The following is a 14,912-nucleotide window of genomic DNA, read 5'->3' as shown; positions in this document are numbered from 1 at the left end:
CCGATGAAAGTGCGTCGCTGTACCGCCGTTGTGATCGAGCCGCGCGAGAACTGCCGGTTCGATCTTGGTGACCTGCTGTCAGGCGGAAATGGACTGGTGCGCGAACGGCGTTGGCTGGCGTTGGCACCGCATCTGGAGGCGGCGCAACCGCTGTCCGATGACGAGGTGTTGCTCATGGGCCGCTTCAGTCCCGACGCCTGGGAAGAACGGCAGGTGCCACTGGACGCGGCGGTGGCGCGGTTGCTGCAGTGTGGCCTGCTGATCGCCGACGCACCGGCATCCGGCCCGCACCGCGAGGCGGACGAGCGCTATCGCGCGCTGCGCTGGTGGCCGCTGGCCGCGATCACCCACCACGCGGCCCGTTGGGATGGCGTGGACAGCGTCCAGTCGATGCAGCGATTGGGTACCGACAACATCGCCGGCCTGTTGCGTGCCTGTGGCACGCCGCCGCCGGCCACGATCGAGCGGGAAGCGGCCGGGCCGGACCTGTGGCTGCCGCGCAGCGCGCCTGGCGCACTGGAGGCGCTGATGGCCCAACGCGTGACCTGCCGGAACTTCGACCCGGACAGGTTGCTGGAACAGGACCTGTTCTCGCGGATGCTGGAGCGTGTGTTCGCCGCGCAGGCATGCGTGCGCCAGGGCGAGGGCGTCGACTTCCTGAAGAAGTACACCCCCTCCGGGGGCAGCCTGCATGCGACCGAGGCCTACCTGCTGGTCCAGCGCGTGGAGGGCATCACCGCGGGCCTGTATCACTATCGCCCCGGCGAGCATGCGTTGCGGCCGTTGCCGGCGCCGGTGCTGCCATTGCAACAGTTGGCGCGCGATGCCCTGGCCGGCCAGCACTGGTTCGCACAGGCGCCGGTACTGGTCGTCTATGCGCCGCGCATCGCACGCAGCCACTGGAAGTACCAGCATCACCCCAAGGCCTACCGCGCCTTGATGCTGGACGTGGGTCACCTGTCGCAGACCCTGTACCTCAGCGCGACCGACCTGGGGCTGGGCGCGTTCGTCACCGCGGCGATCAACGAGGTGCAACTGGAACAGGCCTTCGGGTTGCCGCCGATGGAAGCCGGCCCGTTTGCCGTGGGCGGGTTCGGTTGGCGCGCAGAGCAGCAGGAGATCGCCGAGCTCGACCCGAACCGGGTGGTGTGGTGAGGCTGGGGCCCGGCTGCCTGCCGTCCTCCTGCCGGGCCGGGCTCAGCTGGCCTCGAAATCCACCAGCACCGCGCCGTCGCCCACCTGGTCGCCGGCCTTGGCGCGGAAGCCGTGTACCGTGCCGTCGGCCGGGGCCTGCAGGGTGTGCTCCATCTTCATCGCTTCCATCACCAGCAGTGGTGTGCCGCGGCTGACGCTGCTGCCGGGCGCGACCAGCAGCGTGACCACGCGGCCGGGCATCGGTGCGAGCAGGCTGCCGCCGTGGTCGGTGGTGTCGGCCGCGTCGGCGACCGGGTCATGCACGCTGAAGCGCAGCTGGCGGTCGTCGCCGAACACGTGCAGGGCAGTGCCGTCGCGCACGCTGTCGCCGCGGTGCAGGCGGTCATCGGCCTGCAGCGCGTAGCGGCCATCCTGCACGCCGCCGCCAAGCTGCACCCGGGTATCACCGGAGGTGACCTGCCAGCCATCGCCCTGGCGGCGTACCTGCAGCGTCTGTTGCTGCTGCAGGTGTTCCAGGGTGACCGTGCGTGCGGCCGCACCGGTCAATCGCCAGCCGTCGCGGATCGCCCACGGCGAGGCGTCGTCGCCGTTGTCGGTGGCATCCCCGGCGACCAGCACCGCGGCCAGCGCCCAGTCGGCGGCCGTGGCAGCGTTGTGCCGGATGTCCAGCGCCTCGCGCTCGCGTTCGATCAGCGCGGTGTCCAGGTTGGCATGTCGGAATGAATCGGTCATCACCAGCCGGCGCAGGAACGCGGCGTTGGTGGTCACCCCGACTACCTGGCAGTCCAGCAGGGCGCGTTGCAGGCGCTGCAGGGCACGGTCACGGTCCACGTCCCAGACGATCAGCTTGGCGATCATCGGGTCGTAGTACGGGGTGATCGCATCGCCCTGCTCGACGCCGGCATCCACGCGCACGTGGGTACTGGCCTGCGGTAGCCGCAGGTGGCGCAGCGTGCCGGTGGACGGCAGGAAGCCACGGTCCGCGTCCTCTGCATACAGCCGCGCCTCGATGGCGTGGCCGTGGATCTGCAGTTGATCCTGTGACGTTGGCAACGGCTGGCCGGCGGCCACGCGCAGCTGCCATTCGACCAGGTCGGTGCCGGTGATCATCTCGGTGACCGGATGCTCGACCTGCAGGCGGGTATTCATTTCCATGAAATAGAAATCGCCATCGGGCCCGGCGATGAACTCGACCGTGCCGGCGCCGACATAGCCCACCGCGCGTGCCGCGTCGGTGGCGGCCTTGCCCATCGCGGCGCGCCGTTCGGCGGTCATGCCCGGTGCCGGCGCTTCCTCCAGCACCTTCTGGTGGCGGCGCTGCACCGAGCAGTCGCGCTCGAACAGGTACACCACCTCGCCGTGGCTGTCACCGAACACCTGGATCTCGATGTGGCGCGGGCGTTCGACGTACTTCTCCACCAACACGTGCGCATTGCCGAATGCGGCCTGCGCCTCGCGCTGGCAGCTGGCCAACGCCGCCTCGAAATCGGTACTGGCCTCGACTTTGCGCATGCCCTTGCCACCGCCGCCGGCACTGGCCTTGATCAGCACCGGGTAGCCGATCGCATCGGCCTGCTCGCGCAGGAACGCAGGTTCCTGTCGCTCGCCGTGATAGCCGGGCGTCAACGGCACCCGGGCGGCCTGCATCAGCGCCTTGGCTGCGCTCTTGTCGCCCATCGCATCGATGGCCGACGCCGGCGGTCCGATGAACACCACGCCGGCCTCGGCACACGCGCGCGCAAAGCCCGCGTTCTCGGACAGGAAGCCATAACCCGGATGGATCGCCTGCGCCCCGGTGCGCCGCGCCGCATCGAGGATGGCATCGGCACGCAGATAGCTCTCCGCCGCCGGCGCTGCGCCGATATGGATGGCCTCATCGGCCAGTCGCACATGCCGCGCATTGCGGTCCGCATCGGAATACACCGCCACCGTGGCGATGCCCAGGCGGCGGCAGGTGCTGATGACGCGGCAGGCGATTTCACCGCGGTTGGCGATCAGGATCTTGTTGAACATGGAAGGTCTCCGGTCGCCGTTACATGCGGAACACGCCAAAACGCGTGTCCTGCGTGGGTGCATTGAGGCTGGCGGCAAGCGCCAGGCCGAGGATGCGTCGCGTGTCGGCGGGGTCGATCACGCCGTCGTCCCACAACCGCGCACTGGCGTAGTAGGGATGGCCCTGCTGCTCGAACTGATCACGGATTGGCTGCTTGAAGGCATCTTCCTCGTCCGTCGACCACTGCCCGCCCTTGGCCTCGATGCCATCACGCTTCACCGTCGCCAACACGCTGGCCGCCTGCTCGCCACCCATCACCCCGATCCGTGCATTCGGCCACATCCACAGGAAGTGCGGCGAATACGCCCGGCCGCACATGCCGTAATTGCCGGCGCCGAACGAGCCGCCGATCACGACGGTGTACTTCGGTACACGCGCGTTGGCCACGGCCATCACCAGCTTGGCGCCGTCTTTTGCGATGCCGCCGTGTTCGTACTTGCGGCCGACCATGAAGCCGGTGATGTTCTGCAGGAACACCAGCGGGATGTTGCGCTGGCAGCACAGCTCGATGAAGTGCGCGCCCTTCAGCGCCGACTCCGAGAACAGGATGCCGTTGTTGGCGATGATGCCGACCGGATGGCCATGCACGTGCGCGAACCCGGTGACCAGCGTGTTGCCGTAGCGCGGTTTGAACTCGTCGAAGCGCGAGCCATCGACCACGCGCATGATCACTTCGCGCACGTCATAGGGCTTGCGCGTATCGCTTGGGATAACGCCGTACAGCTCATGCGCGTCGAACAGCGGTGCTTCATCGTCCTGCAGCGCAACGCCCGGCGCGGGCTTGCGCCAATTGAGGCTGGCGATGATGGCGCGCACCCGCGCCAGCGCCTGCAGGTCGTTGTCGGCCATGTGGTCGGCGACGCCGGAAATGCGTGTGTGCACATCGGCACCGCCCAGTTCCTCGGCGCTGACCACCTCGCCGGTGGCGGCCTTCACCAGCGGCGGGCCACCGAGGAAGATGGTGCCTTGTTCCTTGACGATGACCGTCTCGTCGCTCATCGCCGGCACATACGCGCCGCCGGCGGTGCAGCTGCCCATCACGCAGGCGATCTGCGGGATGCCCTGCGCCGACAGGTTGGCCTGATTGTAGAAGATGCGGCCGAAATGGTCGCGGTCCGGGAACACCTCGTCCTGCAGCGGCAGGAACGCGCCGCCGGAGTCGACCAGATAGATGCAGGGCAGGCGGTTCTGCTGCGCGATCTCCTGCGCACGCAGGTGTTTCTTCACCGTGACCGGATAGTAGGTGCCGCCCTTGACGGTGGCATCGTTGGCCACGATCAGGCACTCCACCCCGGACACGCGGCCGATACCGGCGACCATGCCCGCGCCAGGCACCGGGTCGTCGTACATGCCATGTGCGGCCAGCGGCGCGACTTCCAGGAACGGGCTGCCGGGGTCGAGCAGCGCATCGATACGCTCGCGCACCAGCAGCTTGCCGCGCGCGGTGTGCTTGGCCCGCGCCGCGTCGCTGCCGCCACGCGCGGTGGCTTCCAGCGTCGCGCGCAGATCGTCAACCTGCGCCTGCATGGCAGCACGGTTGGCTTCGAAGCTGTCGCTGCCGGGTTGCAGCTGGGTGGTGAGGATGGTCATGGCGGCGGAATCCTGGAGGTTCTGGAGCATGCCCGGGCTCGCCGAGGCGGGAGCAGGGCGGTTGCAACCCTTCTCCCTTTCAAGGGAGAAGGTGCCCCGAAGGGGCGGATGAGGGGGCTCTTCGGACGTCGAGTCCGCGTGCTCGGAGCTTCCCCTCATCCCAACCCCTCTCCCGTGAACGTGAGAGGGGCTCAAGCGGCATCATGCGGTTTTCTGGAACAACTCACGCCCGATCAGCATGCGGCGGATCTCCGACGTGCCGGCGCCGATCTCGTACAACTTGGCATCACGCCACAAACGGCCGGTCGGGTACTCGTTGATGTAGCCATTGCCGCCGAGGATCTGGATCGCCTCGCCAGCGGCCCAGGTTGCCTTCTCGGCCGAGTACAGGATCGCGCCGGCGGCGTCCTGGCGCGTGGTGCGGCCCTGGTCGCAGGCCTTGGCCACCGCATAGACGTATGCCCGGCAGGCATTGAAGCCGACATACATGTCGGCCAGCTTGGCCTGGATCAGCTGGAACGTGCCGATCGCCTCGCCGAACTGCTTGCGCTCGTGCACGTACGGCAGCACCACGTCCAGCGCCGCGGCCATCAGGCCCAGGGGGCCACCGGACAGCACCACGCGCTCGTAGTCCAGCCCGGACATCAGCACTTTCACGCCGCCGCCCACCTCACCCAGCACGTTCTCCACCGGCACTTCGCAGTCCTGGAACACCAGCTCGCAGGTGTTGGACGAACGCATGCCCAGCTTGTCCAGCTTCTGCGCGGTGGAGAAGCCCTTCATGCCCTTCTCGATGATGAAGGCGGTGATGCCACGTGAACCGGCGTTGATGTCGGTCTTGGCATAGACGATCAGCACGTCCGCATCCGGGCCGTTGGTGATCCACATCTTGTTGCCGTTGAGCACGTAGTGGTCGCCGCGCTTGTCGGCGCGCAGCTTCATCGACACCACGTCCGAGCCGGCACCCGGCTCGCTCATCGCCAGTGCGCCGACGTGTTCGCCGCTGCACAGCCTGGGCAGGTATTTCTGCTTCTGTGCCTGGCTGGCGTTCTTACGCAGCTGGTTCAGGCACAGGTTGGAATGCGCGCCGTAGGACAGGCCGATGCCGCCGGAGGCGCGCGAGATTTCCTCCATCGCCACCACATGCGCCAGGTAGCCCATACCGGTGCCGCCGTACTCCTCTTCCACGGTCATGCCGAGCAGGCCCTGCTCGCCAAGCTGGCGCCAGAGCTGGTTGGGGAAGTGATTGGTGGCGTCGGCTTCCGCGGCCAACGGGGCGATGTGCGCGGCGGCGAACTGGGCCACGCTTTCGCGCAGCATGTCGATCTCTTCGCCGAGATCGAAGGACAGGGTGGGGACGTGCATGGGGCGGCTCCAGTACAACCAGGCGAGGGGGCGCTCCGGGGTGGGGGTGACGGCTGCGGCCGTCCGCACGGGCGTTTGCGCGCAGCCTAGCCGGTCTTCGTGAAAAAGTGAATACAAATTCAAAAATTGAACTTAGAATCACTCCATGGCCTACAAACGCTCGGAATTGATGGAAAAGCGCCTCGCCGGCAACCGCGAGGCGATCCTGGCGGCCGCCCGGCGACTGGTCGCGGCCGGCGGCTACCGCAATGCACCGGTCACTGCCGTGGCGGCCGAGGCCGGGGTCTCCACCGGGTTGATCTACCGCCACTTCCCGTCCAAGGCGGAGCTGTTCGTCGAGGTGCTGACCGCGGCGGTGGAACATGAGCTGGAGATCCTGTCGGCGATTGCCGGGCAAGCGCGTCCGGCGCCACAACGCCTGCACGCGGCGGTGGCTTCGTTCGTGCGGCGCGCGATGGCCGGGCCATGGCTGGCCTATGCCTTCATCGCCGAGCCGGTGGATCCGGAAGTGGAGGCCGAGCGCATCCGTTGCCGGCGCCTGTTCGGTGACGTGTTCAAGCGCATCCTTGCCGACGGCGTGCATGCCGGCGAGTTGCCGCCGCAGGACCTGGACGTGAGCGCGGCCTGCATCGTCGGTGCCTTCACCGAGGCACTGGTCGGGCCCGTCGCGCCCAGCCGCGATGGCCTGCGCGATGGCGAACATCTGGTCGATGCGATCGGTGCGCTGTGCCTGCGTGCAGCCGGTGCCGCATCGCCGCGTTGAGGCCGGTGGGATGGTGCGTTGCCGCATTCATTGAGGCCGCCAACCCGTTGCAGGCGCGGCCCAACGCTGGTCTATACTCGCCGGCAGCCATAGTCCTTCGACTACTCGCCTGGGGTATTGAGACGTGCGGAATTACGACCTCGAGTTTCTCAAGCGCTTTTCCATCGTCATCGTCATTCTGGCCGTCATCACGGTTGGCCTGATCATCTTCGCTTACTTCCTGCAGCACTCCATCCCCGCCGAAGTCTCGCCCACCGTGGCCAAGCGCGTTGAACAGCGCATCGCGCCGATCGGTGCGGTGTATGCGGGTGCGACCGGTGCCTCGGCCCAGGCCGCGGCTGCAGCGGCCGCCGCCGCGGCGGCTTCGGCCAGCGGTGCCTATGGCGGCACCCTCGACGGCAAGACGATCTTCGACAACCTGTGCACCGCCTGCCACACCACCGGCGTGGGCAAGGCGCCGACGCTGGACCACGCGCACTGGGACAGCCGCCTGGCGCAGGGCAAGGACACCCTCTACAAGCACGCCATCGAGGGCTACACCGGCCCGGACGGCGGCATCATGCCGCCGAAGGGCGGCAATGCCGGGCTCAGCGAGGAGCAGATCCACGCCGCCGTGGACTGGATGCTCGACAACCTGAAGTAAGCCGCCAGATTCGGTGGCTTGCGGTCACATCGGCTGCTGCACAATATCCGGCGCCGCCCTCGACGGGCGGCGCTTTTTGTTTGCCAGCCGCCGCCAACCGGAGTTGCCCATGCGCCGTACCCCCACCCTTCTCGCCCTGGCACTGGCTTTGGCCTGCGCCGGTCCCGCGCTGGCCGCCCCGCCGGCGGTGTTGCCGATCGGCAAGGTCCAGGGCAACGGCGCGCGCAGCGCCCATGAAGGCAAGACCGTCACCATCGAGGCCGCCGTGAGCGCCGACCTGCGCGAAGGCCTGGGTGGCATCTATGTGCAGGACGCCGGCGATGGCGATGCGGGGACTTCCGACGGCTTGTTCGTGCAGTTGCCCAAGGACCAGGCGGTGCAGCCCGGGCAGTGGCTGCGTATCACCGGTACCGTGCAGGAGCTGCCGGCCGGCAAGAGCGACAACCGCCTGACCACCCTGCAGGCCGACAAGGTCACCGCCATCGCCGCCCGTCCGGCCCCGGCGGTGACCGTGCTGCAGGACGTGCCGGCCAACTGGGAAGCCCTGGAAGGCATGCAGGTCCGCATCGCCGTGCCGCTGACCCTGGCCGGCCAGGATGGCCTGTCGCGTTACGGTGAACTGACCGCGGCCTTCGGTGGCCGCCTGTGGCAGCCCAGCGAAGTGGCCGCCGCCGGCAGCCCGGAGCAGGCGGCGGTGATCGCCGACAACGCCCGCCGTCGCATCCGCCTGGACGATGGCAGCAGCCAGCGTGATCCGCGCAGCGTGCCGTACCTGGCCGAAGGCACGCTGCTGCGTACCGGCGCGCAGCTGACCGACGTGCAGGGCATCGTCGACCAGCGTTTTGATGGTGACATCCGCCTGCAGCTGACCGCACCGCTGACCGTCGCCGAGGCGCAGCGTCCGCAGCAGCCGCCGACGGTGGCCGGCGGCCTGCGCATCGCGGCGTTCAACCTGGAGAACTACTTCAACGGTGACGGCAAGGGCGGTGGCTACCCGACCCTGCGAGGCGCCAGGACCCCCGAGCAGCAGGCGGCCCAGCAGGCCAAGCTGGTCACCACCATCCGCAGCCTCAACGCCGACGTGGCTGCGCTGATGGAACTGGAGAACGACGGCTACGGCCCCGGTTCGGCGATCGACCAGCTGGTGCGCGCGATCAACGAAGGGCAGGGCAGGGACGGCGACTGGGCGTTCGTCGATGCCGGCCACGGGCCGGGCGACAACCCGATCCGCGTTGGCATCATCTACCGTCGCTCGAAGGTGAGCCCGGTCGGCAGGCCGGCGGTGCTGGAGCGCGAGCCGTTCGGCGAGCGCAGCCGCGTGCCGATGGCGCAGGCGTTCCGCATGGGCCGCAAGGGCACGCCGTTCGTGGTGGTGGCCAACCACTTCAAGTCCAAGGGCTGCTCGGAAGCCAGCGGCGCCGATGCCGACCGCAACGACGGGCAGGGCTGCTGGAACGCCACCCGCGTCGAATCGGCACGCCTGCTCAACAGCTGGCTGCAGACCGACCCGACCCGCAGTGGCAGCAAGGACGCCGTGTTGCTTGGCGACTTCAATGCCTATGCGATGGAAGACCCGATCCGCCAGTTGGCTGCCGACGGCTGGCAGGACGCCTTCAAGCTGGCCGGCGTGGAGCAGCCCTACAGCTATGTCTACAACGGCCTGACCGGGCGCCTCGACCACGCCTTGTTGAGCCCGGGCATGGCAGCGCGCCTGAAAGGCGCGGCGGAGTGGCATACCAACGCCGATGAAGCCGACGAGGCCGGTTACCAGGGCCGCAACGTCCCGGGCCCGTGGCGCAGCTCGGACCATGATCCGCTGCTGCTGGGCTTCGAACCGTAAGTTCCCGTACGCGAAGACCGCCCTCCCTTGAGGCAAAGGGAGGAAAAGGCTTTGCCCCCTCCCTTGCGCCGAAGGCGCAGGGGAGGGCCGGGGAGGGGCAGTTGCCGTTGCGGTTGAAGCCTCACCACCGAAAGAAGCACTACAGCGTCCCGCGCGCGATCAAGCCAATCGCCGCCACCGCCAGCAGCAGGCCCACGCGGTTGAGCACGCTGGTCTTCTCGCCGAACACCCACACGCCCACCAGTGCGCCCAGGCACACCACGCCGATGTTCATCCCGGCGAAGATCGTCGCCGGGCTGTGCGGCAATGCCTGGTGCGCACGCACGTAGAACAGGATGTTGCCGAAGTTGATCGCACCCAGCAGCAGGCCATAGGCCAGATTGCGGGCATCCAATCGCGAGGCGCCGGTGAAGTGGCGTTGCAGCTGCCAGGCCAGCATCAGCACGAAGGCGATGCCGAAGCTCACCAGCAACGCCGATGTCGACGGGGTGCCGGCGGCGGCGACCTGCTTGAGCAGGATGTCCACCAGCGCGAAGCCGGCCCACACGCCCAGCAGCCAGCCCCAGCTCGAACCGGTCGGCGTCGTCGCATCGCCGTTGCGTGCGCTCACCCCGACGATGGCCAGCAGCCCCAGCGCCAGCCCGGCCAGCTTCCAGCCGTTGGCCTGTTCGCCGAACCATACGAACGCCGCGGTCAATGACAGCAGCAACGACAGCCGCTGCGCCACGTCGCTGCGCACGATGCCGGCCTGCCGCACCGCCCGCGCCAGCACCAGGAAAATGCCGGGCAGCGCCACCGCCAGGCCCAGCAGGGCCAGCCATGGCGTGTGCCCGCCCTGCAGCGATTGCAGGGAAGGCTTGAGCACCAGCAGCGACAACACGCTGGCGGCCAGGTAATTCCAGGTCACGGCCTGGGCGATGTCGATGCCGTGGCGTGGCACCAGTTTCAGCAACACCGACACCAGCACGCTGCAGGCCACGCTCAGGAACAGGAAATGCATTGTTTCGGCTACCGTGAAGACCACGGCGGTGATGCCGCCGGTCGGGGCCGGTATTATGGCGGCATGCAAACGCCCCCATTCCCCCACGAATCGGCGACGCTGACCCTGGAAGGCCCGGCCGGGCCGCTGGAGGTCGCCGTCGACCTGCCCGATGGCGACGCCGCGCCGCGGCCGGTCATCGCCGTCATCTGCCACCCGCTCTCGATCGAAGGCGGCAGCATGCACAACAAGGTGGTCACCATGGTCTCGCGCGCGCTGCGCGACCTGGGCATCACCACCGTGCGTTTCAACTTCCGCAGCGTCGGCGCATCGGCCGGCGTCTACGACAATGGCGAAGGCGAAGGCGATGACCTGCGCGCGGTGGCGCACTGGGTGCGCAGCCAGCGGCCGGATGCGACGCTGTGGCTGGCCGGTTTCAGTTTTGGCGCCTACGTGTCGTTGCGTGCGGCCGGCGCGCTGCAGCCGCAGGCCCTGATCTCGATCGCCCCGCCGGTGGGCCGCAGGACCTGGGATTTCAGTCAGGTGCAGCCGCCGTCGAACTGGCTGGTGGTGCAGGGCGAGGCCGACGAAGTGGTCGACGCGCAGGCGGTCTACCAGTGGCTGGCGTCGCTGGACAACCCGCCGCAGCTGGTGCGCATGCCCGACACCTCGCATTTCTTCCATCGCAAGCTGATCGACCTGCGTGGCGCGATCCAGCATGAAGTGCGGCGCTGGCTGCCCGACAGCAGCAGCTGACCGCATGGACGCACTGACCCCCTCACAACGCTACGCCGCCGGCGTGGCCCGTGGCGACTGGCGCGATGACCCGGCCCAGCATGCGGCGCTGGCCGAGCTGGACCGCATCCACGAGGCGCTGGTGGATTCGGCGCAGGACGGCTGGCTGGACCGCCTGTCCGCCTTCTGGAAGAAGCCCGAGCCGGTCAAGGGCCTGTACTTCTGGGGTGGCGTGGGCCGCGGCAAGACCTTCCTGGTCGACCTGTTCTACGACGGCCTGCCGATCGAGCAGAAGTACCGCACCCACTTCCACCGCTTCATGCGTGGCATCCACGAGCGCCTGCGCGAGCACCAGGGCCAGAGCGACCCATTGGCCAAGATCGCCCAGGAGTGGCGCAACAACCTGCGCGTGCTGGTGCTGGACGAGTTCTTCGTCACCGACATCGGCGATGCGATGTTGCTGGCGCGCCTGCTGGAGCGCTTGTTCGCCGAGGGCGTGACGCTGGTGACCACCTCCAACACCGCGGTGGAGAACCTGTACCTCAACGGCCTGCAGCGCGAGGGCTTCCTGCCGGCGATCGCGCTGCTGCAGAAGTACTGCGTGGAGCTGTACGCCGAAGGCACCGAGGACTACCGCATGCGTGCGCTGACCCGCTCGCCGGTCTACCGCGCGCCGTTGGAGGCGGACAGCGATGCCTGGCTGCTCGGGCGCTGGAAGGAGCTGAGCGGCAGTGATGATCCGCGCAGCGGCAACATCGCCATCGAAGGCCGCAAGATCCCGGTGCGCGGGCGCGGCAAGAGCATCGTCTGGTTCGATTTCCCGGCGTTGTGCGAGGGGCCGCGTGGCCCGTCGGACTACATCGAGATCGCGCGCGAGTTCAACACCGTGCTGCTCGGCGGCATCCCGCATTTCGACCGGATGAACGAAGACGCGGCGCGTCGTTTCGTCAACCTGATCGACGAGTTGTACGACCGCCAGGTCAACCTGGTCTGCACCGCGCAGGATCCGCCGCCGCTGTTGTATTCGGGCACCCGCCTGGCCGGCGCCTTCGAGCGCACCGCCAGCCGCCTGATCGAGATGCAGAGCGCCGAGTACCTCGGTACCCCGCACCGTCATTGAGGGCACCGCCGGGAGTGCCGGGCCACGCTCGGCGCTACGGCGCACCACCGCTTAACCCCGTTCCGCATCCCCGGCCGTTCCTGTATACGCACGCCACATCGGCACAGGAGCCAGCGCCATGAAGCACACCCACGCATCGAAGCGGTCCCCGGCCCGTACCGCGGCCCTGGCCGCGGCCGTCACCCTGCTGGTCGGCTTGCCGGTGCTGGCCACCGTGCGCACCGCCGGGCCACCGTCGTCCGTGGTGGAAGGCGACCTGCAGGCACCGGGCGTGCAGCGCGTGCGCGAAACACGCGCCAACTTCCAGCCGCCGGCAGGCAGCACCTGCAGCGACACCCCGGTACTGAGCGAAGTGCCCGACCCCGATCGTGGCCAGGTCCAGCACGCCCGCCGCAGCCGCCACGCCATCGCCGAGAGCGAAGCGGCGATGGTGTCCGAGGCGGTCATGCCGCCGTCGCCGCCGGCTCCGCCGGCGCCGGTGCCGCGCCCGGCCCCGGCGGCCGATGCGGCTTACCGGACATCGGCAAAGGCGATGGCGCCGGCCGGTCGCGCCAGTGAGGTCGCGGTGCGCCAGCAGTCGCAGGTGCCGGTGACGGCCGGCGTGGTCGACGACAACGCCGACTTCGGGGCGTTCCAGCAGTTCCTGCAGCGTCATGGCGAGTCCGCGCAACTGGGCCGCGACATCCGCGTGCGCCAGCGCCTGCAGGTGGTGGATACCCGGGGCCGCCCGGTGCCGGATGCGGAGGTGTCGGTCGTTGCCGCCAATGGCGCGCGGATGTGGGCGCGTACCGATGCCGGTGGCCAGGTGTGGGTGCACCCCAATGCCTTCGATGACCGCGATACGCCACGCTACCAGGTGCAGGTGCGCCGTGGCGGCCGGAGCGTGGAGGCGACCCTGCAGCGTGGGCAGAAGAACGCGCTGCAGGTGGTGATGCCTGACGCCGCGCCGCCGGCTCGTGCGCGGCTGGACCTGGTGTTCATGGTCGATGCCACCGGTTCGATGGGCGATGAGATCGACAAGCTGCGCGGCTCGCTGCAGGGCATCGTGCGCGACATCAGCCGGTTGCCGTCCAACCCGGACATCTGCCTGGGGCTGGTGACCTACCGCGATCGCGGTGATGAGTACTTCGTGCGCGGCTGGGACCTGACCGGCAATGTCGGCGCGTTCCAGCAGGTGCTCGACGGCGTGCAGGCCAATGGCGGCGGCGACTATCCCGAGGCCATGAACGAGGCGTTCAACCACGCGGTGCAGTCGTTGAGCTGGCGCGGCCCGTCGACCACCCGCGTGCTGGTGTCCTTGGCCGATGCGCCGCCGCACATGGACTACGCGCCCCCGCGCTATGACCAGACCGCGTTGGCGGCGCTGGGCAAGGGCATCAAGGTGTTCAGCGTGGCCGCGTCCGGCCAGGACACCACCGGCGAGATCGTGCAACGCCAGATCGCGCAGTACACCGGCGGGCGTTTCATCTTCCTGACCTACAAGGACGCCGCCGACCCGGCCAGCGGTGCCGGCACCCAGACCACGCACGACGTGAGCAACTATTCGGTCGACACGCTGGACCAGCTGGTGGTGCGCCTGGTCCGCGAGGAGCTGGCGCGGTTGCCCAAGGGCTGATCCGGAGGAAGGCGTCGCCGCGCTGCGATGGGCGCGGCTTCGGCTGCCAAGCCAATGGCAGGCACCACGGTCGCGCTTACGGCAGCGGGATGCTGTTGCCGGTTTCCCGCTCGTGCACGGCGGCGGTGGCATCGCCGGTGACGCGCATCATCTGCAGCGGCTGGCCGTTGTAGCGGAACTCCAGCGCCGATTGCAGCCGGTCCAGCGCCAGTACCTGGTTGCAGAGCGACTGCGCATGCCGTTCCAGCACCTGCGTGCGCGCTTCCAGGCGTTGTTCCATTTCCGCATCGAGCTTGTCGGCGCGCTTGTCCAGGCGGTCCGAGCCGCCGGTGAACACCGTCCACAACACGCTGCGCGCCATCGAGCCGGCCAACGACTCGGCGGCGGCTTCCACGCGTTGCTCGAAGCCCTCGTCGAAGGCGTCCTGTTCCCAGCGCCCGCGGCCGATGGTATGGGCCACGAAGTCCTCGGCCTCGCGCCGCAGCTTGCGTACCTTGCGCGAGTTGGCGTCGCCGGTCAGCGTCTCGTACACCGCGTCCAGCGCATCGAAGGTGATGCCCACCGACTCGGTGGCGATCCCGGTGACCGCTGGCATCAACTGGCGCACGCCGTTTTCCAGCGCCCGCAGGCGCTGGGCATCGGCCGCCGAGACCGGCTGCATCCGGCCATCGATGCTCAGCTCGCCGTCATGGAAGACGATCTCGCGCAGCGCCTGCGTGTCGCGTCGCAGCCAGATGCCGCCGCCATCGACCAGCACGTCGTAGTCGGTTTCCACGCCGCATTGGTCGGCAGAGAGAGAGGGGGCGTTCACCGTGGCGGCGTGGCCGGCGACGGGGAGCAGGAGCAGCAGGGTGGCGAGGGCAGCGGTGCGCATGGCGATGTCGTCCTTGGGATGGCGCCAGCTTCGCGACTTGGCGGCAGGTTGGCCCCGGTCGAAAGTCACGCCTGACGGCGGGACGTGATTTTCACGCCATCGGAACAACCGATTTCCGCACAAAGAAATCCGTCAAACCCCTTGACTGCGCAGTCGATTCAGACAGTTCGGATCGTGATT

12 protein-coding genes are annotated in these 14,912 nt (G+C 68.5%); 7 read left to right on the top strand and 5 right to left on the bottom strand.

The window, feature by feature from the left end; all coding sequences use genetic code 11:
- The first annotated feature begins 3 nt into the window (after positions 1-3).
- Entirely contained in the window at positions 4-1,155 is a 1,152-nt protein-coding gene (locus tag IB227_RS08335) for a putative peptide maturation dehydrogenase (RefSeq protein WP_192286953.1), read from the top strand.
- Between the two features lie 42 nt (positions 1,156-1,197).
- Here the strand turns inward: IB227_RS08335 and IB227_RS08330 are convergent, their stop codons facing one another.
- The 3 genes from IB227_RS08330 to IB227_RS08320 all read right to left on the bottom strand — a co-directional run bounded on the left by IB227_RS08330 (position 1,198) and on the right by IB227_RS08320 (position 6,163).
- Positions 1,198-3,168, bottom strand: coding sequence for an acetyl/propionyl/methylcrotonyl-CoA carboxylase subunit alpha (locus tag IB227_RS08330; RefSeq protein WP_192286952.1), 1,971 nt, complete (start codon positions 3,166-3,168; stop codon positions 1,198-1,200).
- Positions 3,169-3,187: 19 nt separating this feature from the next.
- Entirely contained in the window at positions 3,188-4,798 is a 1,611-nt protein-coding gene (locus tag IB227_RS08325) for a carboxyl transferase domain-containing protein (protein ID WP_192286951.1), read from the bottom strand.
- A gap of 201 nt (positions 4,799-4,999) precedes the next feature.
- A complete protein-coding gene (locus tag IB227_RS08320) occupies positions 5,000-6,163 on the bottom strand; it encodes an isovaleryl-CoA dehydrogenase (protein WP_192286950.1) in 1,164 nt (387 codons plus the stop codon).
- Positions 6,164-6,308: 145 nt separating this feature from the next.
- Between IB227_RS08320 and IB227_RS08315 the strand changes: the two genes are divergently transcribed.
- The 3 genes from IB227_RS08315 to IB227_RS08305 all read left to right on the top strand — a co-directional run bounded on the left by IB227_RS08315 (position 6,309) and on the right by IB227_RS08305 (position 9,409).
- Complete coding sequence (locus IB227_RS08315) at positions 6,309-6,926, top strand: TetR/AcrR family transcriptional regulator (RefSeq protein ID WP_192286949.1); 618 nt, start codon at positions 6,309-6,311, stop codon at positions 6,924-6,926.
- A 124-nt stretch (positions 6,927-7,050) separates the two neighbouring features.
- Positions 7,051-7,569, top strand: a complete 519-nt coding sequence (locus tag IB227_RS08310) for a c-type cytochrome (protein WP_132863625.1) — start codon at positions 7,051-7,053, stop codon at positions 7,567-7,569.
- A gap of 109 nt (positions 7,570-7,678) precedes the next feature.
- Positions 7,679-9,409 (top strand): ExeM/NucH family extracellular endonuclease, encoded by a 1,731-nt coding sequence (locus tag IB227_RS08305; protein WP_192286948.1) that lies wholly within the window; start codon positions 7,679-7,681, stop codon positions 9,407-9,409.
- Between the two features lie 139 nt (positions 9,410-9,548).
- On the opposite strand, the gene IB227_RS08300 is transcribed toward IB227_RS08305, so the two are convergent.
- Positions 9,549-10,409 carry an EamA family transporter gene (locus tag IB227_RS08300; RefSeq protein WP_192286947.1) on the bottom strand — a complete coding sequence of 287 codons (861 nt, stop codon included), beginning with the start codon at positions 10,407-10,409 and terminating at the stop codon, positions 9,549-9,551.
- A gap of 63 nt (positions 10,410-10,472) precedes the next feature.
- On the opposite strand from IB227_RS08300, the gene IB227_RS08295 reads away from it, so the two are divergent.
- The 3 genes from IB227_RS08295 (at position 10,473) to IB227_RS08285 (ending at position 13,858) form a co-directional block, all read left to right on the top strand.
- Entirely contained in the window at positions 10,473-11,144 is a 672-nt protein-coding gene (locus IB227_RS08295; RefSeq protein ID WP_132863620.1) for an alpha/beta family hydrolase, read from the top strand.
- A 4-nt stretch (positions 11,145-11,148) separates the two neighbouring features.
- Positions 11,149-12,243 carry a cell division protein ZapE gene (zapE, locus tag IB227_RS08290; protein WP_192286946.1) on the top strand — a complete coding sequence of 365 codons (1,095 nt, stop codon included), beginning with the start codon at positions 11,149-11,151 and terminating at the stop codon, positions 12,241-12,243.
- A 118-nt stretch (positions 12,244-12,361) separates the two neighbouring features.
- Entirely contained in the window at positions 12,362-13,858 is a 1,497-nt protein-coding gene (locus IB227_RS08285) for a VWA domain-containing protein (protein ID WP_192286945.1), read from the top strand.
- Positions 13,859-13,934: 76 nt separating this feature from the next.
- Here the strand turns inward: IB227_RS08285 and IB227_RS08280 are convergent, their stop codons facing one another.
- Positions 13,935-14,732: a DUF2884 family protein gene (locus IB227_RS08280; protein ID WP_192286944.1), complete on the bottom strand. Its 798-nt coding sequence runs from the start codon at positions 14,730-14,732 to the stop codon at positions 13,935-13,937.
- Positions 14,733-14,912 lie beyond the last annotated feature (180 nt).

Source organism: Stenotrophomonas sp. STM01 (assembly GCF_014852135.1).
Lineage (GTDB): Bacteria > Pseudomonadota > Gammaproteobacteria > Xanthomonadales > Xanthomonadaceae > Stenotrophomonas > Stenotrophomonas capsici.
This window is presented reverse-complemented; position numbering and strand designations above follow the sequence as displayed.

Excerpts from the sequence above, each read along its gene's own strand:
- IB227_RS08330 (WP_192286952.1), bottom strand. The coding sequence starts at position 3,168 with ATGTTCAACAAGATCCTGATCGCCAACCGCGGTGAAATCGCCTGCCGC.
- IB227_RS08335 (WP_192286953.1), top strand. The coding sequence starts at position 4 with ATGAAAGTGCGTCGCTGTACCGCCGTTGTGATCGAGCCGCGCGAGAAC.
- IB227_RS08325 (WP_192286951.1), bottom strand. The coding sequence starts at position 4,798 with ATGACCATCCTCACCACCCAGCTGCAACCCGGCAGCGACAGCTTCGAA.
- IB227_RS08295 (WP_132863620.1), top strand. The coding sequence starts at position 10,473 with ATGCAAACGCCCCCATTCCCCCACGAATCGGCGACGCTGACCCTGGAA.
- IB227_RS08300 (WP_192286947.1), bottom strand. The coding sequence starts at position 10,409 with ATGCATTTCCTGTTCCTGAGCGTGGCCTGCAGCGTGCTGGTGTCGGTG.
- zapE (WP_192286946.1), top strand. The coding sequence starts at position 11,149 with ATGGACGCACTGACCCCCTCACAACGCTACGCCGCCGGCGTGGCCCGT.
- IB227_RS08285 (WP_192286945.1), top strand. The coding sequence starts at position 12,362 with ATGAAGCACACCCACGCATCGAAGCGGTCCCCGGCCCGTACCGCGGCC.
- IB227_RS08305 (WP_192286948.1), top strand. The coding sequence starts at position 7,679 with ATGCGCCGTACCCCCACCCTTCTCGCCCTGGCACTGGCTTTGGCCTGC.
- IB227_RS08320 (WP_192286950.1), bottom strand. The coding sequence starts at position 6,163 with ATGCACGTCCCCACCCTGTCCTTCGATCTCGGCGAAGAGATCGACATG.
- IB227_RS08315 (WP_192286949.1), top strand. The coding sequence starts at position 6,309 with ATGGCCTACAAACGCTCGGAATTGATGGAAAAGCGCCTCGCCGGCAAC.
- IB227_RS08280 (WP_192286944.1), bottom strand. The coding sequence starts at position 14,732 with ATGCGCACCGCTGCCCTCGCCACCCTGCTGCTCCTGCTCCCCGTCGCC.